This window comes from Acinetobacter sp. YH16040_T (assembly GCF_024605785.1).
Taxonomy (GTDB): Bacteria; Pseudomonadota; Gammaproteobacteria; order Pseudomonadales; family Moraxellaceae; genus Acinetobacter; species Acinetobacter amyesii.
Genome location: NZ_CP094541.1, coordinates 897,964 through 917,527, shown reverse-complemented (window position 1 = coordinate 917,527; position 19,564 = coordinate 897,964). Strand labels below are relative to the sequence as shown.

The window sequence follows — 19,564 nt, the reverse complement described above, 5'->3', positions numbered from 1 at the left end:
ATAAAAAAAGCAGACCGATGTCTGCTTTTTTTCGTTCATGAGAATTATTGATCAATAATGTCCGTACCTTTTGGAGGTACAAAGTTAAAGGTTGACGCTGGAATAGACGCATTCACCTTCACATTATTGAAACGTACATTTGTTGTTTGACCTAATGAGTCTTGGAGAATCATTAAGGTTGGTGCATTTTTCGCACCAAAACTAATGGTTAAGCTTTGAAATACGCCATCATCACTTTTTGGATATAAGGTGTAATAAGTTTTGGTCTTATTTGGCTGTGTAATACGATAAGACTTCATGATTTGAGCCGTATTACCTGACAATAATAATGCAGGTGTATTCGCAACTTGGTCATCTAAGCTTTGGCGTACCGCTTGTTGTAGGTCTGGGTCATAAATCCAAACTGTTTTACCTGTAGTCGCAATGGTTTGCTTAGATGGGCTGGTTGTTTCCCAATAGAATTTACCCGGACGCTGAACTTTCATGACCCCAGTAAAAGTTTGGTTCATATGCTGCGCACTTAAACCTTTCTTTTGAGTAGCTTTCGGGTTGGTCACTTTTGTAGTTTGCTGAAAGTTAGCAGTAAAACTTTTAATACCCGATAATTGTTTCACCAAATTGGCAGTTGCCTGCTGCTCCGACGCTGCAACTGGTGCCGCGAATACTGTCGTACTCATAACCGGTGCCAGTGTCGCTGCACCTAATGCCATAGCACAGATGGTTTTACGAAGCATTTTCATAGATTCACCTTTTATATTTGCATCAACGCAATTTGTTAGATGGCTCCATCTTAAACCACTTTCATTGACTAAATTTAGAGAAAATAAGAAGTTTTGTATGGTTATTAATGCAAATTGCTGTTTTTTATTCATCATGATGGAGAAATATAAACTAAAAAGGCACTTGATTTGACTCAAATGCCTTTCAAATAATTAAACCATGATTTAGCAATTTCAACATTCCAATTTTCAGTTATTTCCATTGCCACCCAATAGCAGCTCCTGCACCAAAGTCACTTTCAGAGTTGCTGGTTACCCCAATTTTATACACATATTTTTTGTTTTCAGTGACACCACTGAAGCCAAGAGCATAGCCTTGTTCACCGTCCCAAGTCCCCATACCTGCACTGAACATGTTGTAACCTGCATCTGTAGGCTGTGGTAAGGAAGCGATTGCAATGCTTGAAGCCACTGCTGCATAGGTTCGATCTTCGAGTTTTCGCATGTCTCTATTCAATGCGTTTACACGACTATTAGTATAGGCGTTTGCCTGGTTAAGAGTTTGTTGCCCAACTTGGTTCACATAAGTTTTTGCTTCATTGTGCTCCAGTATCACCTTTTACACCTTGTGGTCCTTGTGGTCCTTGTGGTCCTTGTGGTCCTTGTGGTCCTTGTGGTCCTTGTGGTCCTTGTGGTCCTTGTGGTCCTTGTGGTCCTTGTGGTCCTTGTGGTCCTTGTGGTCCTTGTGGTCCTTGTGGTCCTTGTGGTCCTTGTGGTCCTTGTGGTCCTTGTGGTCCTTGTGGTCCTTGTGGTCCTTGTGGTCCAGTATGAGGTTTTCCTCCGCCACTATGTCCATAACCATTGCCATTCCCATGACTTGTGTGCCCTTTTCCACCTGAATGCTGATGTGAATCATTACAGCTACTCGAACAGGTTGAACCACCTGAGGCATGCCCTCCTGAACCGCCAGCCCAAGTAATTGAACCCAATGACAGTAAAATACTTACAGCAAGTAATTTTGGTACAGCTTTAATAGCGATTGAAGTCGTTTCACCAAGTCCTAGTGTCTTTTCAAATGCAATTTATTGGCTTTTATCAGGATAATTCCTTTTCTGATAGTCAGTATTGATAAAAACCGTATTCAATATTTTATTCATGTCCTTATCCTTTTTTTGTATTTGTACTCCTCTATTACGCTCTTTATTTTTTGTGATTAAAATCACCATTTATGGTTGTTTATTGATGCATACATCGTTTGTAACAATCTAAAAAAATACCTCACATTTTCTTCAGACGAAAAAAAACCCGCAAAAATGCGGGTTTTTTCTATTAAAGCTTACGCTTCAACAGATACGTAGCGACGACCGAATTGGCCTTTCACTTCGAATTTTACAACGCCGTCAGCAGTTGCAAATAAAGTATGGTCACGGCCCATACCTACATTTACACCAGCGTGGAATTCAGTACCACGTTGACGAACGATGATGTTACCAGCAGTCACAGATTGACCGCCGTAGATTTTAACACCCAACATTTTTGGGTTCGAGTCACGACCGTTTTTAGTCGAACCACCGGCTTTTTTAGTTGCCATGTCTACTTACTCCTCGTAATTAGCCTGAAATAGCTGTAATTTTCAACTCAGTGAACCATTGACGGTGACCTTGTTGTTTACGATAGTGTTTACGACGACGCATTTTGATGATGCGGATTTTGTCGTGACGACCATGGCTAACTACTTCAGCAGTTACTTTAGCGCCAGCTACTACTGGTGCACCAATTTGAATGCTGTCACCGTTAACAAGCATCAACACGTCATCAAAAGTAACAGTTGAGCCAGTTTCAGCTTTCAATAATTCTACTTTAAGGGTTTCACCCTCAACTACACGGTGTTGTTTACCACCGCTTTGGATTACTGCGTACATTTAAGTACTCCAAACATGCCCGTGTTGTCGTGCCGGTAAAGGGATATACCGATCTTAAAACGATCGTCACTGGGGTTTTGCAAAGGCAAAGATTTTAAGGGATAACCCGAAAAACAACAAGTCATTTCCGTAAAATATTAGATGAGTCTGCGTTTATTATATAAACAGCGTCATTAAAACTATTAAAATGAGTGCTCCAATTCACTGAACATGCTTTTGGCAACGATTGACATAGATTTTTAGCAACAATTGGCTAATATACTCTGGATTAGCATCGACAGGATGGTCCTCAAACAACATGCTGTCGATAAAAGTTTGTTAAAAAATAAGTACAATACTTCCGCTTGATGAAAAAAATCACTTAAGATTAAGTCAATTGAGTAAGTTCTTATCTGTTATTCCTATAACAAATTGCTACACTACGTCTGTAATTCAAAAATTATTGAGGTTTCTCTTCATATGACCATCGACTTTAAGCAAGATATTCTCGCGCCTGTTGCCACTGACTTTGCTGCGATGGACAAATTTATTAATGAAGGGATCACATCTAAAGTTGCCTTGGTCATGGCCGTCAGTAAACATGTAGTTGAAGCAGGCGGTAAACGCATGCGTCCCATTATGTGCTTACTTGCAGCAAAAGCTTGCGGCGCAGAAGATTTAGAAAAACATCGTAAACTTGCAGCAATTATTGAAATGCTACATACCGCAACCTTGGTTCATGACGACGTAGTCGATGAATCGGGATTACGCCGTGGTCGCCCAACCGCAAATGCGACATGGAATAATCAAACTGCCGTACTAGTGGGGGATTTTTTGATTTCTCGCGCTTTTGATTTATTGGTGGATCTAGACAGCAAAGTATTACTCAAAGACTTTTCAACGGGCACCTGTGAAATTGCTGAAGGTGAAGTGTTACAACTTCAATCACAACACCAACCCGAAACTACTGAACAAACCTATTTAGATATTATTCACGGCAAAACATCACGTTTATTTGAGCTCGCTACCGAAGGTGCAGCGATTTTGACAGGTACACCAGAGTACCGTGAACCGCTTAGAAAATTTGCCGGACACTTTGGAAATGCCTTTCAAATTATTGACGATATTTTAGATTACACCTCAGATGCTGAAACATTAGGTAAAAATATTGGCGATGATTTGATGGAAGGTAAACCAACTTTACCTTTAATCTCTGCCTTAAAGAATACCACTGGCGAAGAACATGACATTATTCGCCGCAGTATTGCCACAGGTGGTACAGCAGATTTAGAGCGTGTTATTCAGATTGTACAAAGCTCTGGGGCACTTGATTATTGTAGCCAACGAGCGACTGAAGAAACTGAGGCAGCACTAGCCGCTTTAGCAGCTCTACCAGATACTGAATATCGTCAAGCTTTAATCAACCTCGCAAACTTGGCATTACACCGAATTCAATAATTAACAATATTCATCGTAATCCCACTTGCCTATGCATATAAAACTGAATGATATCTTTTTGACCATGCAGCAACAGCTCGATACCCCTCGGGCTGTGCTGGATGAAAACTTGCTGATCGAATTGGTCAACCGAATTCGACCAGAAGATACAAAAAATACCGACGAAATTAAGAAAAAATTTCAGGCTTTCATCCAAGCTTTACTCATCACGCCAGATGCAGCCTCTACCTTGCAAAGTTTTGTCCTAAAACTCATTAGCCGATATAAACAAACCAGTTTATATGCGGACACAGGTATTTTGTCTCTCGATGGTTTTTGGGGACAACTGTTCCAACGGCTTGGCGCACATTTTCTTCCTCTGATCAATGACGAAACTCAATTACAAGATTTAGTCCGTCGAGTTTTTTATCGTCATAGCGACAAATATTGGCTGGACAGTATTGATGATCAGCAATGGATGCAGCTCTTTCGACTATTTAATCAAGGTCATAGCAATCAGGAAGAAAAAAAGAAAATTCGCCGTGAGTTAATTAAAGCCATTACCGTTTTGTCCTATCGGGTAAGTGGTATTGGCTTATATCCTGAATTTATTAATGCACAGCCTGAACTGACCGAATATGAATCACCTTTTTTGGTGCAAAACCGTGAAATAAATGATTTTATTCAGCAGTATAAAAAGCTCCATCAAAGTGCTGAAGAAATGAGTGCTGTGCTACCGCCAGATGCTTCTCAAGCGTTGGTAATGCTGGAACAATGTCGTGATGTGGTGCTGAAGATTCGGCGTGCGACCAAACGAATTGGCGTAAGTGTCAGCCTAACGTACTTATTGTCGCTTTTAGAACAGTGTTTAGATCGCTTAGAAATCTTACTCAACCTGATTGTTGAAGAAGATGATGTCCGCTATGTGTCTATGGGTAGTTTACTCAGTGATGTGACGTCAGCGATTTATAACGAACGCAGTGTGCGCGATTTGCTCGCCACCAATAGTGAATTGGTTGCCCTACAAGTCACCGAAAACGCAAGTAAAACTGGCGAACACTATGTAAGTACGGACAAACAAGGCTTTATGAGCATGTACCGATCTGCGGCAGGTGCCGGTGTGATCATTGCATGTATGGCAACTTTAAAAGTGCTGATGGCCCGTGTCAGCATGGCACCGCTCATGCAAGCCATTTCATATAGTCTGAACTACTCTTTCGGCTTTATGCTGATTCATGTCTTACATTTTACGGTTGCTACCAAACAGCCTGCGATGACAGCTGCCGCCCTTGCCTCGACAGTTCAACATCGTAAAGGCTCGAAAATGGCGCAGATTGCCGAACTTGCCGCGCTGATTATTAACATCATTCGAACCCAGTTTATTGCAATCTTAGGCAACATTAGTATTGCGATTCCTGTTGCAGCATTGATCGCCCTCAGTTGGGACATGGCTTTACATGAGCCATTAATGAATCATACAAAAGCAGCTAAAACCTTACACGACCTCAATCCATTTACCTCATTGGCTGTGCCACATGCTGCGATAGCTGGGGTATGTTTGTTTTTATCAGGTTTGCTTGCTGGGTACTTTGACAACATGGCGATCTATCGCAAAGTTGGACCACGGATTCAAGCACATCCAAAGTTAAAACGCATCATGGGTCAAGAGAGACTGGATAAGCTTGCCGCTTACATTGAGCGAAACTTAGGTGCTTTAGCAGGTAACTTCTTATTCGGGATCATGCTAGGCAGTATGGGAACGATTGGATTTATTTTTGGTTTACCTTTAGATATTCGCCATATCGCCTTCGCCTCGGCCAACTTCATTCAAGGCCTCATCAATATTAATGGTTCACCAGACATTGGCTTAATCATTGTGTCATTCTTAGGAGTTATTCTGATCGGTCTGACTAACTTATTCGTCAGTTTCACGTTAACCATTATTGTGGCACTACGGGCACGTCGCGTAAGATTTGAACAATGGAAACCACTGGCTAAATTGGTGATGACTCATTTTCTAACGCGACCAAGTGACTTTTTCTGGCCACCAAAAGCCCCACTTGAAGTTGAAGATGGCACACAAGCCAGTAAGAACAATCATTAGCAGATTTGTGTTTTATTTTAGTAAGATGTAAATGAACACAAAAAATAAAATCAGTATGATTTACACATACTTGAAATAAAGTGTACTGATGAGTACACTTTAGTCCATTAATTAACCGAGCTCGAACCGGTTAAAATGACAAGGAATAAAATATGCCACGAACGCTACTGTTTGTTGGTTTTTTTGCATTAATTATCAGTGTGTTGTCGCTTTATTCCAGCCATTTAAATCTATTAGATTTGAATCTCGTGGAATGGATGAGTCAGCACCGTATTGCTGTTTTTAATCAAATTGCCATCGGACTTTCCGCGCTAGGGGGCATGCCTTTTGTATTATTTTTCACCACGCTATGGTGTTTACACTTTGCGTGGTATAAAAAATACACAGAGATTGTTTTTATCAGTATAGGGATCTTTGGAAGTATCGGCCTTGCATGGTTGCTTAAATTTACGTTCACCAGACCGCGTCCCCCAGAAATGTACTATCTTGTAGCGTCTTACGGGAGTTCATTCCCAAGCGCACACAGTTGTTATGCTGCATCGCTTGCGTGTCTTATGATCTTGATTTACCGACAACATGCTCAACATCGCTTGATCACCATTTTGGCATTGTTATGGATGCTGTGTATGGGTGTTTCGCGAGTTTATGTTGGGGTTCATTTTCCGACAGATGTCTTATCCGGTTGGAGCATAAGTTTTATTTGGATCACGCTACTTTATTTGAGTTACATCAAAATCAGTAAAGCGTAAACAAATGAATAATTTAGATAAATATCTAATTGAGGTGGAACAATGATGTCTGCAAAGCTTTGGGCTCCTGCCCTGACTGCTTGCGCATTGGCAACAAGTATTGCACTTGTTGGTTGTAGCAAAGATCCTAAAGATGCACAGCAAGCTGCTGCTGCACAGCAAATGCCACCAACTGAAGTCGGTGTCATTGTTGCCCAACCGCAAAGCGTTGAACAATCTGTTGAACTTTCAGGCCGTACATCTGCCTATGAAATTTCAGAAGTACGTCCACAAACCAGTGGTGTAGTACTGAAACGTCTATTTGCAGAAGGCAGTTATGTTCGCGAAGGACAAGCCTTGTACGAGATCGACTCGCGTACAAACCGTGCTTCAGCTGACAGTGCTCGTGCTGCTTTAACACGTCAACAAGCAAACCTAAACGTGTTACGTGTTAAAGAAGGTCGTTACCGTCAGCTTGTTGGCTCAAATGCGATTTCAAAACAAGAATATGACGATATTGTTGCGCAAGTAAAACTGGCTGAAGCAGACGTTGCTGCATCTCAGGCAGAACTTAAAAATGCAGAAATTAACTTAGGTTATTCAACTGTACGTGCGCCAATTTCGGGTCAAACTAACCGTTCAACAGTGACAGCGGGTGCATTAGTTACTGCATCTCAGGCTGATCCATTAGTCACAATTCAACGTCTTGATCCAATGTACGTTGACATTAACCAATCAAGTGCTGAACTTCTTCGTCTACGCCAACAGTTAAGCCAAGGCAACTTGGACAGCAGTAATAACACCAAAGTGAAATTACGTCTTGAAGATGGTAGCGAATACCCAATTGAAGGTCGTCTTGCATTTTCTGATGCGAGTGTAAACCCAGATACAGGTACGGTTACACTTCGTGCTGTTTTTTCTAACCCGAATCATTTATTACTTCCGGGTATGTTTGCCAATGCTCGCATCGTTCAAGGTGTGATTCCAAATGCTTACCTGATTCCACAAGCTGCCATTACGCGTACCCCTACAGGTCAAGCGATTGCAATGATTGTGAATGCAAAAGGTGCTGTTGAATCTCGTCCTGTAACCACTGTTGGTACACAAGGTGCAAACTGGATCGTGACTCAAGGCTTGAATACTGGCGATAAAGTGATTGTTGACGGTATTGCGAAAGTTAAGCCAGAGCAACAAGTTGTAGCCAAACCGTATCAACCTCAGGCTGCTGCACCTCAAGGTGCGCAACAACCTGCTGCAGCAAAGCCAAACGCTAAAGCCGCAGAACAAGCAGCGCCTAAAACTGAACAAAAAGCTACTTCAAACGCATAGGGAGTAGACTGAATGGCTCAATTCTTTATTCATCGCCCCATTTTTGCGTGGGTGATTGCATTGGTGATTATGTTGGCGGGTGTACTCACGCTATCTAATATGCCAATTGCACAGTATCCGACCATTGCGCCGCCAACGGTTTCAATCTCTGCGACTTACCCTGGTGCGTCTGCAGAAACAGTTGAAAACACCGTAACCCAAATCATTGAACAACAAATGAATGGTTTGGATGGCTTACGTTATATTTCGTCAAACAGTGCGGGTAACGGTCAAGCATCTATTACATTGAACTTTGAACAAGGGATCGATCCAGATATCGCCCAAGTTCAAGTCCAAAACAAACTCCAGTCTGCGACAGCGTTATTACCTGAAGATGTACAGCGTCAAGGTGTAAAAGTAACCAAATCTGGCGCAAGCTTCCTACAAGTTGTAGCATTCCACTCACCATCGGGTAAGTTGACTGCGGACGACATTAAGGACTATGTAAACTCGAATATTTCTGAACCTCTCAGCCGTGTGGCAGGTGTAGGTGAAGTCCAAGTATTCGGTGGTTCTTATGCGATGCGTATTTGGCTAGATCCGGCCAAAATGGCAAACCTGAAAGTTACACCGAGTGATGTGGCTACGGCTATCCGTACACAGAATGCTCAGGTTGCTGTTGGTCAGTTAGGCGGTGCGCCTGCAACTGAAGGTCAAGTACTGAACGCGACAGTTACAGCACAAAGTTTGTTGCAAACACCAGAGCAGTTTAAAAACATTTTCCTGCGTAACAGTAGTGATGGTGCTCAGGTACGTTTAGGTGATGTTGCACGTGTTGAATTAGGTGCTGACAACTATCAGTTCAACTCTAAGTTCAACAACAAACCTGCTGGTGGTGTAGCGATCAAACTAGCAACTGGTGCAAACGCATTAGATACAGCCGAAGCTGTTGAAGCACGTTTAAAAGAACTACGTCCAAACTACCCTGAAGGTTTAGAAGACACGCTTGCATTTGATACGACTCCATTCATTAAGTTATCGATTGAAAGTGTTGTACATACCCTTGTAGAAGCCGTGATTCTCGTATTCTTTGTGATGTTCTTGTTCTTACAGAACTGGCGCGCAACGATTATTCCGACATTGGCTGTACCTGTAGTGGTATTGGGTACTTTTGCTGTCATTAACATGTTTGGTTTCTCTATCAACACTCTCACCATGTTCGCGATGGTACTGGCGATTGGTCTCCTCGTGGATGATGCAATTGTTGTCGTAGAGAACGTTGAACGTGTCATGGTTGAAGATCATCTTGACCCAGTGACTGCAACTGAAATCTCAATGAAACAGATCTCGGGTGCCCTCATCGGTATTACCTCTGTGTTAACCGCTGTATTCGTGCCGATGGCATTCTTCGGTGGTACGACAGGTGTAATTTATCGTCAGTTCTCAATCACGCTGGTAACAGCAATGATTCTGTCATTGATTGTGGCATTGACCTTTACCCCTGCCCTATGTGCGACCATGTTGAAACAACATGATCCAAACAAACCAGAAAGCAACAATATCTTTGCCCGTTTCTTCCGTTGGTTTAACAGCTCTTTTGATAAAGTTGCGCATAAATACCAAGGCGGCGTGAACTTCATGACGCACCACAAGATTTTCTCTGGTGTGATTTATGCGGTTGTGATTGGCTTATTAGTGCTTTTATTCCAAAAGTTACCATCATCATTCTTACCTGAAGAAGACCAAGGTGTTGTAATGACACTGGTACAGTTACCACCGAATGCCTCACTTGAGCGTACGGATAAAACTGTCACTGCAATGACCGATTACTTCCTGAAAAACGAAGAAAAATATGTCGATTCTGTATTCAGTGTTGCCGGTTTCTCGTTCACAGGTGTAGGTCAAAACGCAGGTCTTGCATTCATCAAGTTAAAAGATTGGGAAGACCGTACATCACCTGAATCTCAAGTGGGTGCGATTATTCAACGTGGTATGGCATTGAACATGATCGTGAAGGATGCTTCATACATCATGCCAATCCAATTACCAGCAATGCCTGAATTGGGTGTAACTGCCGGCTTCAACTTGCAGTTAAAAGCTTCTGCAGGTCAAACCCATCAACAACTTATCGATGCCCGTAATATGGTGCTCGGTATGGCTGCTCAAGATAAACGCCTCATGGGTGTTCGTCCTAACGGTCAAGAAGATACACCACAGTACAAAATCACGATTGACCAAGCTCAAGCTGGTGCAATGGGTGTGAGTATTTCTGAGATTAACACCACAATGGGTATGGCATGGGGTGGTTCTTACATCAATGACTTCGTTGACCGTGGTCGTGTGAAGAAAGTCTATGTACAAGGTGAAGCTGCGGCACGTATGATGCCTGAAGACCTGAGCCAGTGGTATGTCCGTAACAACCAAGGCACAATGGTTCCATTCTCGACCTTCGCTACTGGTGAATGGACTTATGGTTCACCACGTCTTGAACGTTATAACGGTATCGCATCTGTGAACATTCAAGGTTCACCGGGTGTGGGTGTAAGTTCGGGCGACGCGATGAAAGCGATGGAAGAAATTGTACAAAAACTTCCTTCGATGGGCGTTCAAGGCTTTGACTATGAATGGACTGGTCTATCTCTAGAAGAACGTGAGTCTGGCGCACAAGCACCATTCCTATACGCACTTTCATTGTTAATCGTCTTCCTATGTCTTGCTGCCTTGTATGAAAGCTGGTCTATTCCGTTCTCAGTATTACTGGTTGTACCATTAGGTGTATTGGGTGCGTTATTACTGACTTTCCTTGGAATGGTGTTCTTCAAAAATCCAAACTTGGCGAATAACATTTACTTCCAGGTGGCTATTATTGCCGTCATTGGTTTGTCCGCGAAGAATGCGATCTTGATCGTAGAATTCGCCAAAGAACTTCAAGAAAAAGGTGAAGATCTGTTTGACGCAACATTGCATGCCGCTAAAATGCGTCTACGTCCAATTATCATGACCACTTTAGCCTTTGGTTTTGGTGTACTTCCGCTTGCCCTTTCTTCGGGTGCAGGTGCAGGTAGTCAGCACTCTGTAGGTTATGGTGTATTGGGTGGCGTAATCAGTTCTACCCTACTTGGTATCTTCTTTATTCCTGTATTCTACGTATGGATCCGAAGTATCTTTAAGTACAAACCAAAACAACAAAATAATCAGGAGCATTTATCGTGATGCAAAATGTATGGTCTATTGCAGGTCGTAGCATTGCGGTTTCTTCACTTGCGCTTGCTTTGGCTGCCTGCCAAAGCATGCGTGGTCCAGAGCCGGTTGTTCAGACCAATATCCCCGAAAGCTACATAGCAAGTGCTTCTGGTACTTCTGTTGCTGAACAAGGATATAAAGATTTCTTTGCTGACCAACGTCTGGTACAAGTTCTTGACTTAGCTTTAGCCAATAACCGTGACCTACGTACGGCTGCTTTAAATATTGAACGTGCACAGCAACAGTATCAAATCACTGCCAATGGTCAATTACCAACCATTGGTGCAAGTGGTAGCGTACTTCGTCAAGACACGTTGAATACGCAAAAGCCTATCACCTCTTACAATGTCGGTTTAGGTGTCACTGCCTATGAACTTGATTTTTGGGGTCGTGTACGTAGCTTAAAAGACAATGCTTTGGACAGTTACCTTGCAACTGCAAGTGCCCGTGATGCAACACAAATTGCGTTGATCGGTCAAGTGGCTCAAGCATGGTTAAACTACGCGTATGCCAATTCGAACTTGAAGCTTGCGGATCAAACCTTAAAAGCTCAGCTTGAATCTTACAACCTCAACAAAAAGCGTTTTGATGTCGGTATTGACAGTGAAGTTCCTGTTCGTCAGGCTCAGATTTCTGTAGAAACTGCACGTAATGATGTTGCAAACTACAAGACTCAAATTGCTCAAGCGCAAAACTTATTGAATCTATTAGTGGGTCAACAAGTACCTGCGAACTTGCTGCCGAACCAACGTGTCAATCGAATTACTTCGACCAATACTATTGGTTCAGGTATTCCAAGTGATTTGTTGAACAACCGTCCAGATGTCCGTGCAGCTGAATACAAACTGTCTGCTGCCGGTGCGAACATTGGTGCAGCTAAAGCACGTCTGTTCCCAACGATCAGCCTGACTGGTTCTGCGGGTTATGCTTCAACGGACTTAGGTGATCTATTTAAATCAGGCAACTTTGTATGGTCTGCTGGCCCTAGCCTAGATATTCCAATCTTCGACTGGGGTACACGTCAGGCCAATATTAAAGTTTCTGAAACTGACCAGAAAATTGCATTGTCTGATTATGAAAAATCAGTTCAGTCAGCTTTCCGTGAAGTAAATGATGCGCTTGCAGTTCGCCAAAACATTGGTGACCGTATTGCAGCACAGCGCCGTTTAGTTGATGCAACCAATACAACCTACAAACTATCAAATGCTCGCTTCCGTGCTGGTATTGATAGCTACCTAACTGTACTGGATGCGCAGCGTGCATCTTATGCAGCTGAGCAAGGTTTGTTGTTGCTTGAACAAGCAAATCTCAACAACCAAGTTGAATTGTATAAAACACTTGGTGGTGGTATCAAAGCCAACACTTCTGATGCTGTGCAATACCAACCGTCTACTGCTGAGCGTAAAGCTGCGTCAAAACAATAATTTGATTTAGCCTAGCCAGTAATATTTGAAAAGCTCACTTCGGTGGGCTTTTTCATTTTTAGATCGAAACTTCAAAATAAAAATGAACATATTGCTTTTTACTGAAGAGTTTCCTATCTTCAATTCACCTTTTTATATTGATAACTAAAAAATGCTTTTAAGTAATCTAGAATCTGTTCCGGGTCATACCATTACACAACAACTTGATGTCGTTTATGGCAGTACTGTCCGCAGTAAACATGTTGGTCGTGACTTTATGGCTGGCCTAAAAAATATTGTAGGTGGTGAGCTCAAAGGTTACACAGAACTACTCGAAGAATCCCGTCAAGAAGCCATGAGCCGTATGATTGATAAAGCACGTGCCTTAGGCGCGAATGCGGTCGTCGGCATCCGTTTTTCAACCTCAAATATTGCTCAAGGTGCTTCTGAATTATTTGTGTACGGCACAGCAGTTCGCGTAGAAGCCAACTCAGCAAAACTCCCAGACCCATTTCCAACTCAGGACTAAGTCATGGATGCCTTTATTTTTAAAGTCCTGATCTTTGTGGTGCTCTTTTGTATTGGTTGGGGCTTCGGTCGCCATATCGAACAAAAGCATCTCAAAGAACTCGAAGCTCAAGAAAGGCGATTGGCGCATATTCGCATAGACAACAACCGCTTTAAAACTACTGAACATTTCGGACAACTGATTTCAAGTAATGTAGTGATTTCACATGATTATTTTAAATATGTGATTGCCAATATTCAGAACTTCTTTGGCGGACGTTTAACCAGTTATGAAAGCATCGTCGATCGGGCACGTCGTGAAGCCGTGGTGCGTTTAAAGCAAGAAGCTGAAAAGATGGGCGCAACGCAAATTATGGGTCTGCGTTTAAGCACCACTGAGTTGGGTATGCAAGGCGGCATGGTCGAAGTCTTTGCGTATGGAACAGCAATTCAAAAGAGAGACATCTGATCTCTCTACTTCTCCCCAATTCATTTTTACTATTTAATTTACTTTACACAATGTGTTTTCAAACTCTTCATAACTCACATTTTCATTGCGACAAACTTTAAAACAAACTTCATTAAATTTCTTTTCATCAATATTTGGATCATGATAACTAAATGCAACATCTCCAGCATAAGCACGTGCCAGATCTTGCACCACAATGTCAGCTTTACATCCATATAAAGTTGGACATGCCTCTAATGTTCCTTCGTAATACTCTTTACACTGAGTCGGTTCGACATCCGCCTTATTGGTTTTTTGCATCGACACATTTAAACCATTTTCATTCATTAGAAGAAAATATTGAATTTTTCTAAATGGTTTTAAGTCAATCTCGAGTCCCGAATGATTGATACGAGCCAATTGATCTTTGTAAGAATTATGATCATCTGAGATTAACTCTGCATTACCAGCTTTGTCGATTTTGATAAAGCTATAGTTGACAGGCATATATGCGCCACTCCCCTTATGTGCAATCACTTCGATCAAATGATCTTTCGCAATAAATGCTCCCGTAAATACAGTCGATTCAACACTGGTCAGCAACTTACCTTTCACTAAAACACAATATCCAAAACATTGATCTTTGAATCTAGCCTGATCGCCCTTAAAATCATCAACAGGATGAAATTCAGCTCGCCATTTAAAATCACCAATTTTATTCGAGCTATAAGGTAATTTATCAACATCTGAATCTTGAGGATTTTGACTGTAATACTCAGACTTCAATAATCCTTTTTCATCAAACAGTGCTTCGATCGGTAACCACCCCTCATTTGGTCCTCGCATAACAACTTCTGCACTCGCCGCTTCAACTTTAGGTTCAATCTCAACAGATTCAATAACTGGTTCTGATACAGTTCCTATTTCTTTTTCAGGCTTTTCGAGCGTTGACTTCTGCTCAATTTTTTGAGTTTTCTGTTTAAAATAAAAATATGCCACTGTACCGATTGCACCAATGATTGCGCACAAAATGATGGCTATTCCCCATTTGTTAAAATTATTCTTTTTCATTTCTTATAATCTCGTTACTCATTAAAAAAGTCACTCTTAAAAGTGACTTTTAAACAATTTAAACTTGATAAAACTTACTTCACTTTGGTTTTACGAATCATTTTATACAACGTTGTCGGTGATAAACGTGACACCCAAACACCGAGCTTTTCTTTAGAACCACCCACCACGATGTATTCTTCCCCTCGTTGCAAAGATTGCACTACTGTTTCGGCAAACTCATTGGCTTCTAGACCATTTTCAATGGCTTCATCCTGATGCCCTTGTGGCTTGCCGGCACCATTGAGTGCATTAAATGAAACATTGGTTTTGACAAATCCGGGGAATATCACCGATACGCCCACCCCTTGATCCGCCACTTCTGCACGTAGACTGTTTGCCCACATATGAATGGCAGCTTTTGCAGCAGAATAGGTCGCGCGGTATTGTGTCCCTAATAAGCCTGCAACACTTGAAACAAAAGCAATTCGACCAGACTTTTGTGCTAAAAATGTCGGTAAAACGGTTTTGGTTAAATAGACTTGCGAAAAATAATCTACTTCCATGATGGCACGTTCAGTTTGCATAGTCGTATCCGTGATCAATGCACGCTGACTCAATCCCGCATTATTGATTAGCCAATCAATTCGGCCTTTATGCGCAAGGACTTGTTCATAAGCATGGCGAACTTGTTCTTCATTGGTAATATCTGCACACACTGAAAGATGCTGATCTGGATGTAATAATGAAACCCGGACTTTTTCCAACTCTTCAAAACGACGTGCGGTCAAAATGACCTGCGCCCCTTGCAAAGCACATTCTTTTGCTAAAGCTTCACCCAAACCTGACGATGCCCCAGTAATCCACACCACTTTTCCGTTCAAATCATCACGTTTTGCCATTTTGACATCCTTTTAAATAACTAATTTATTCATTTATATGTATTTTATGCTTTATGTAGTACAGGCTCATTGCTCAAAAACACCATAAAATGGTCAAAGTACTGACTCATCGATTGTGCATCATAAATTTTGCCGAGTTTATCAAAACGTTTATAACCGAGTTGCGTGGTGAGATTGATGACACCGGTTAAAGTTTTATCCACTACCATGTTAAATTTCAGCATTTTTTTCGGTTCTCGCACCAAATGCGTCACCCCGGCATCGACCACTTGTGTAAATGCCTTCAATGCGAGCGGCACATATTGATTCTGCCCTTCTTTCATTTGATTGACATAGGCAAGCAAGTCGGTGGCTAAAGAGGCATCGATCGGATAATGCATATAATGCTGACCATCTTCGCTGTAAAAACGTCCATATAAATAATTTACCATCGGTACAAGGCGGTCATTGCCAAAAAAAGACACCGACCACGGCATATATTTACGGGTCGTTTCACGTATTTGCTGAATAATTTTTTCGGATTCATTGTCTCCAGACTTATTCATGCGCGCCATTTGGCCAAAAACTTGATCTAAAATTTCACATGCAATATCCGCTAAATTATCCCCTAAGGCTTTGGACTGACTTTCTGTTTCACCTGCATTGAGTTTTTGATGAATTGTCTCAAAACGTTGATATGTCGTAGGTTGAACCTTTAAAGAAATAGAATAAGTCATTTGATATTGCTCCTTTTATCTTAGTTTTGGGATCAATGGATACTTCTTATCTTAGGTCCTATCATACGGACTCTTTTATTTACTGCCAAATCCTAAAAGTTAACATTCGCCCAACATCCCTAATTCACCATTTTTTTTGCTACAATAGATCTAATTTTTTATCCACTTTTGATCTGTTTAGACTATGACTGATTCAGCGCAAAATATTGCTACGACCTACGATCCGACCGAGATCGAAAAAAAATGGTACAAGACTTGGGAAGAGAGAGGCTACTTCAAGCCATCTCAAAAAGGTGATTCATTCTGTATTATGATTCCGCCACCAAACGTCACTGGTAGCTTGCATATGGGTCATGGTTTCAACAATGCCATTATGGATGCGTTGACTCGTTATAACCGCATGTCTGGCAAAAATACCCTTTGGCAGCCGGGTACCGACCATGCAGGTATCGCAACGCAAATGGTTGTTGAACGTCAATTGGGTGCTGAAGGCATCAGCCGTCACGACCTTGGCCGTGAAAAGTTCATCGAAAAAGTGTGGGAATGGAAAGAACAATCTGGCGGCAACATTACCCGTCAAATTCGTCGTCTAGGCTCATCTGTAGACTGGTCACGTGAGCGCTTCACCATGGACGAAGGTCTTTCTAACGCGGTTAAAGAAGTCTTTGTTAAGCTACATGAAGAAGGCTTAATTTACCGTGGTAAACGCCTCGTAAACTGGGATCCAAAATTACAAACTGCCCTATCTGACCTAGAAGTTGAATCGGATAAAGAAGAAGCAGGTTCACTTTGGCACTTCAAATATTTCTTTGAAGACAAATCAATCCGCACCCACGATGGTAAAGACCACATCGTTGTGGCGACAACACGTCCTGAAACATTATTAGGTGATACAGCTGTTGCGGTTGCACTGGATGATGAACGCTATGCAGCGCTTGTGGGTAAAAACATTATCCTACCTATTACAGGCCGAGCAGTTCCTATCGTGAAAGACGAATATGTAGACAAAGAATTTGGTACAGGCTGTGTGAAAATCACCCCTGCGCACGACTTCAATGACTATGAAGTGGGTAAACGCTGTGAACTTCCAATCATCAACATCTTCAACAAAAATGCTGAAGTGTTGGCTGAGTTTGAATACATCGCAAAAGCGGGCGAGCAAATTTCTAAAACCATTCCTGCACCTGCGGACTACATTGGTTTAGAACGTTTTGAAGCACGTAAAAAATTGGTTGCTCAAGCGGAAGCTGAAGGCTGGTTAGACCAAATTCAACCGTACACACTTAAGCCACCTCGCGGTGACCGTTCAGGCGTGATTGTTGAACCATTACTGACTGACCAATGGTATGTGAAAATTGCGCCGCTTGCTGAGCCTGCGATTAAAGCGGTTAAAGATGGCGAAATTAAATTCGTTCCTGAGCAATACAGCAACATGTACATGGCTTGGATGAATAACATTCAAGACTGGTGTATTTCACGTCAATTGTGGTGGGGTCACCGTATCCCAGCTTGGTACGATGCTGAAGGTAACGTATTTGTAGGTCGTGATGAAGCTGAAGTTCGTGCGAAAAACGGCATTGCACCTGAAGTTGAATTGAAACAAGACGAAGACGTGCTTGATACATGGTTCTCATCTGGTCTTTGGACATTCTCAACTTTAGGTTGGACTGGCGACGAAGCGAAAGATAAAGAAAACTATTTCTTAAATACCTTCCACCCAACTGATGTATTGGTCACTGGTTTCGACATTATCTTCTTCTGGGTTGCCCGCATGATCATGATGACCATGCACTTCATGAAAAATGAAGATGGCACACCGCAAGTTCCGTTCAAAACAGTGTACGTTCACGGTTTGGTACGTGATGGCGAAGGTCAGAAGATGTCTAAATCTAAGGGTAACGTACTTGACCCATTAGATTTGATTGACGGTGTTGACCTTGAAACTTTAGTACAAAAACGTACTACAGGACTCATGAACCCGAAACAAGCATCGAAGATTGAGAAATCTACCCGTAAAGAATTCCCAGAAGGCATTCAATCTTACGGTACAGACGCGGTTCGTTTCACGTTCTGTGCGCTTGCCAACACAGGCCGTGACATTAAGTTCGACATGAAACGTGTTGAAGGTTACCGTAACTTTGCCAACAAGATCTGGAACGCTACCCGTTTCGTGATGATGAACTGCGAAGAGCAAGTCATTGGTCAAGACGTTCGTCAAGACCTTTGGGAATTGCCTGAACAGTGGATCGTGAGCCGTCTACAAAAAGCGGAACAAGCGGTGCAAACAGCATTTGCAACATACCGTTTAGATTTGGCTGCACAAGCGATTTACGAGTTCATTTGGAATGAATACTGTGACTGGTATGTAGAACTCACTAAGCCAGTTCTCAATGACGAAAACGTATCGGTTGAGCGTAAAGCTGAAGTACGTCGTGTTCTTCTTTCTGTAATGGAAGCATCGTTACGTTTGGCTCATCCGTTAATGCCTTACCTAACAGAAGAAATCTGGCAAACACTTGCGCCAAAACTCAACATTTCTGGCGAAACCATTATGTTGGCGCAGTACCCAGTTGCTGAGCAAGCACTCATTAACGACCAAGCTGAAGCAGACATGCAATGGCTGCAAGGTTTGATTGGTGCGGTACGTAATATCCGTGGTGAAATGGGCTTAGGTAATGCTCGCTTGTTGCCTGTACTGCTTCAAAACACGACGGATGCGGAAAAAGCTCAAATCGCTCGTATTGAACCATTGTTCAAAGCATTGGCAAAAGTTGAAAGCATTACCTTCTTGGCTGATGCTGAACAACCGCCATTATCTTCTTCATCTGTTGTAGGTCATGTGTCTGTATTCGTTCCAATGAAGGGCTTAATTGACCCGAAAGCGGAATTGGGTCGTTTGCAAAAAGACTTAGACAAGGTTCAAAAGCAACATGACCAAATTGCCACTAAACTTGGCAATGAAGGTTTTGTGGCGAAAGCGCCTGCTGCTGTGGTTGAAGGCGAGAAAGTGAAACTTGCTGAATTTGCTGATCAGTTGGCGAAGATTAAAGCGAATATGGAGCAGATTGCAGCGCTTTAATGCTGTAGGTTGATTCAAA

At 42.2% G+C, this 19,564-nt stretch carries 17 protein-coding genes; 9 read left to right on the top strand and 8 right to left on the bottom strand.

The features are described from left to right. Positions 1-44 precede the first annotated feature (44 nt). The 5 genes from lolA to rplU form a co-directional block, all read right to left on the bottom strand. Positions 45-740 (bottom strand): outer membrane lipoprotein chaperone LolA, encoded by a 696-nt coding sequence (lolA, locus tag MST16_RS04360; protein WP_180011509.1) that lies wholly within the window; start codon positions 738-740, stop codon positions 45-47. Positions 741-972: 232 nt separating this feature from the next. Beyond that, positions 973-1,224: a YadA-like family protein gene (locus MST16_RS04355; protein WP_257222244.1), complete on the bottom strand. Its 252-nt coding sequence runs from the start codon at positions 1,222-1,224 to the stop codon at positions 973-975. A 91-nt stretch (positions 1,225-1,315) separates the two neighbouring features. Beyond that, positions 1,316-1,708, bottom strand: coding sequence for a hypothetical protein (locus tag MST16_RS04350; RefSeq protein WP_257245676.1), 393 nt, complete (start codon positions 1,706-1,708; stop codon positions 1,316-1,318). Between the two features lie 347 nt (positions 1,709-2,055). Then, the gene (gene rpmA, locus MST16_RS04345; RefSeq protein ID WP_067764378.1) at positions 2,056-2,310 is read right to left on the bottom strand and encodes a 50S ribosomal protein L27; all 255 of its coding nucleotides are present in this window, start codon (positions 2,308-2,310) and stop codon (positions 2,056-2,058) included. Positions 2,311-2,329: 19 nt separating this feature from the next. Beyond that, entirely contained in the window at positions 2,330-2,641 is a 312-nt protein-coding gene (rplU, locus tag MST16_RS04340) for a 50S ribosomal protein L21 (protein WP_078191390.1), read from the bottom strand. Positions 2,642-3,100: 459 nt separating this feature from the next. Here rplU and sdsA point away from each other — a divergent pair, with 459 nt between their 5' ends. The 8 genes from sdsA to MST16_RS04300 all read left to right on the top strand — a co-directional run bounded on the left by sdsA (position 3,101) and on the right by MST16_RS04300 (position 13,819). Continuing rightward, positions 3,101-4,078, top strand: coding sequence for an All-trans-nonaprenyl-diphosphate synthase (gene sdsA / locus MST16_RS04335; protein ID WP_078191391.1), 978 nt, complete (start codon positions 3,101-3,103; stop codon positions 4,076-4,078). Between the two features lie 31 nt (positions 4,079-4,109). Continuing rightward, a complete protein-coding gene (locus MST16_RS04330) occupies positions 4,110-6,161 on the top strand; it encodes a site-specific recombinase (RefSeq protein WP_180011507.1) in 2,052 nt (683 codons plus the stop codon). Between the two features lie 152 nt (positions 6,162-6,313). Next, positions 6,314-6,910, top strand: coding sequence for a phosphatase PAP2 family protein (locus tag MST16_RS04325; protein ID WP_180011505.1), 597 nt, complete (start codon positions 6,314-6,316; stop codon positions 6,908-6,910). Positions 6,911-6,952: 42 nt separating this feature from the next. Then, on the top strand, positions 6,953-8,218 hold the full coding sequence (locus tag MST16_RS04320; RefSeq protein ID WP_180011503.1) for an efflux RND transporter periplasmic adaptor subunit: 1,266 nt from the start codon (positions 6,953-6,955) through the stop codon (positions 8,216-8,218). 12 nt (positions 8,219-8,230) lie between these two features. Beyond that, on the top strand, positions 8,231-11,410 hold the full coding sequence (locus MST16_RS04315) for an efflux RND transporter permease subunit (protein WP_180011501.1): 3,180 nt from the start codon (positions 8,231-8,233) through the stop codon (positions 11,408-11,410). Continuing rightward, positions 11,410-12,864, top strand: coding sequence for a multidrug efflux RND transporter AdeIJK outer membrane channel subunit AdeK (gene adeK, locus MST16_RS04310; protein WP_180011518.1), 1,455 nt, complete (start codon positions 11,410-11,412; stop codon positions 12,862-12,864). Before MST16_RS04315 ends, adeK begins: the two co-directional genes overlap by 1 nt. 151 nt (positions 12,865-13,015) lie before the next feature. Continuing rightward, on the top strand, positions 13,016-13,372 hold the full coding sequence (locus tag MST16_RS04305) for a YbjQ family protein (RefSeq protein WP_078192212.1): 357 nt from the start codon (positions 13,016-13,018) through the stop codon (positions 13,370-13,372). A 3-nt stretch (positions 13,373-13,375) separates the two neighbouring features. After that, on the top strand, positions 13,376-13,819 hold the full coding sequence (locus tag MST16_RS04300; protein WP_180011499.1) for a YbjQ family protein: 444 nt from the start codon (positions 13,376-13,378) through the stop codon (positions 13,817-13,819). Between the two features lie 33 nt (positions 13,820-13,852). Here MST16_RS04300 and MST16_RS04295 read toward each other — a convergent pair whose 3' ends face one another. The 3 genes from MST16_RS04295 to MST16_RS04285 form a co-directional block, all read right to left on the bottom strand. Beyond that, positions 13,853-14,869: a hypothetical protein gene (locus MST16_RS04295; protein ID WP_180011498.1), complete on the bottom strand. Its 1,017-nt coding sequence runs from the start codon at positions 14,867-14,869 to the stop codon at positions 13,853-13,855. A gap of 74 nt (positions 14,870-14,943) precedes the next feature. Further along, positions 14,944-15,750, bottom strand: coding sequence for an SDR family oxidoreductase (locus MST16_RS04290; RefSeq protein ID WP_078191399.1), 807 nt, complete (start codon positions 15,748-15,750; stop codon positions 14,944-14,946). Between the two features lie 44 nt (positions 15,751-15,794). After that, entirely contained in the window at positions 15,795-16,466 is a 672-nt protein-coding gene (locus MST16_RS04285; RefSeq protein WP_180011496.1) for a hypothetical protein, read from the bottom strand. Between the two features lie 184 nt (positions 16,467-16,650). Between MST16_RS04285 and MST16_RS04280 the strand changes: the two genes are divergently transcribed. After that, positions 16,651-19,545, top strand: coding sequence for a valine--tRNA ligase (locus MST16_RS04280; RefSeq protein WP_180011494.1), 2,895 nt, complete (start codon positions 16,651-16,653; stop codon positions 19,543-19,545). Positions 19,546-19,564 lie beyond the last annotated feature (19 nt).

Bases quoted from the DNA above. Each gene is read 5' to 3' on its own strand.
- lolA (WP_180011509.1), bottom strand. From the start codon at position 740: ATGAAAATGCTTCGTAAAACCATCTGTGCTATGGCATTAGGTGCAGCG.
- MST16_RS04355 (WP_257222244.1), bottom strand. From the start codon at position 1,224: ATGCGAAAACTCGAAGATCGAACCTATGCAGCAGTGGCTTCAAGCATT.
- rpmA (WP_067764378.1), bottom strand. From the start codon at position 2,310: ATGGCAACTAAAAAAGCCGGTGGTTCGACTAAAAACGGTCGTGACTCG.
- rplU (WP_078191390.1), bottom strand. From the start codon at position 2,641: ATGTACGCAGTAATCCAAAGCGGTGGTAAACAACACCGTGTAGTTGAG.
- sdsA (WP_078191391.1), top strand. From the start codon at position 3,101: ATGACCATCGACTTTAAGCAAGATATTCTCGCGCCTGTTGCCACTGAC.
- MST16_RS04330 (WP_180011507.1), top strand. From the start codon at position 4,110: ATGCATATAAAACTGAATGATATCTTTTTGACCATGCAGCAACAGCTC.
- MST16_RS04325 (WP_180011505.1), top strand. From the start codon at position 6,314: ATGCCACGAACGCTACTGTTTGTTGGTTTTTTTGCATTAATTATCAGT.
- MST16_RS04320 (WP_180011503.1), top strand. From the start codon at position 6,953: ATGATGTCTGCAAAGCTTTGGGCTCCTGCCCTGACTGCTTGCGCATTG.
- MST16_RS04315 (WP_180011501.1), top strand. From the start codon at position 8,231: ATGGCTCAATTCTTTATTCATCGCCCCATTTTTGCGTGGGTGATTGCA.
- adeK (WP_180011518.1), top strand. From the start codon at position 11,410: ATGCAAAATGTATGGTCTATTGCAGGTCGTAGCATTGCGGTTTCTTCA.
- MST16_RS04305 (WP_078192212.1), top strand. From the start codon at position 13,016: ATGCTTTTAAGTAATCTAGAATCTGTTCCGGGTCATACCATTACACAA.
- MST16_RS04300 (WP_180011499.1), top strand. From the start codon at position 13,376: ATGGATGCCTTTATTTTTAAAGTCCTGATCTTTGTGGTGCTCTTTTGT.
- MST16_RS04295 (WP_180011498.1), bottom strand. From the start codon at position 14,869: ATGAAAAAGAATAATTTTAACAAATGGGGAATAGCCATCATTTTGTGC.
- MST16_RS04290 (WP_078191399.1), bottom strand. From the start codon at position 15,750: ATGGCAAAACGTGATGATTTGAACGGAAAAGTGGTGTGGATTACTGGG.
- MST16_RS04285 (WP_180011496.1), bottom strand. From the start codon at position 16,466: ATGACTTATTCTATTTCTTTAAAGGTTCAACCTACGACATATCAACGT.
- MST16_RS04280 (WP_180011494.1), top strand. From the start codon at position 16,651: ATGACTGATTCAGCGCAAAATATTGCTACGACCTACGATCCGACCGAG.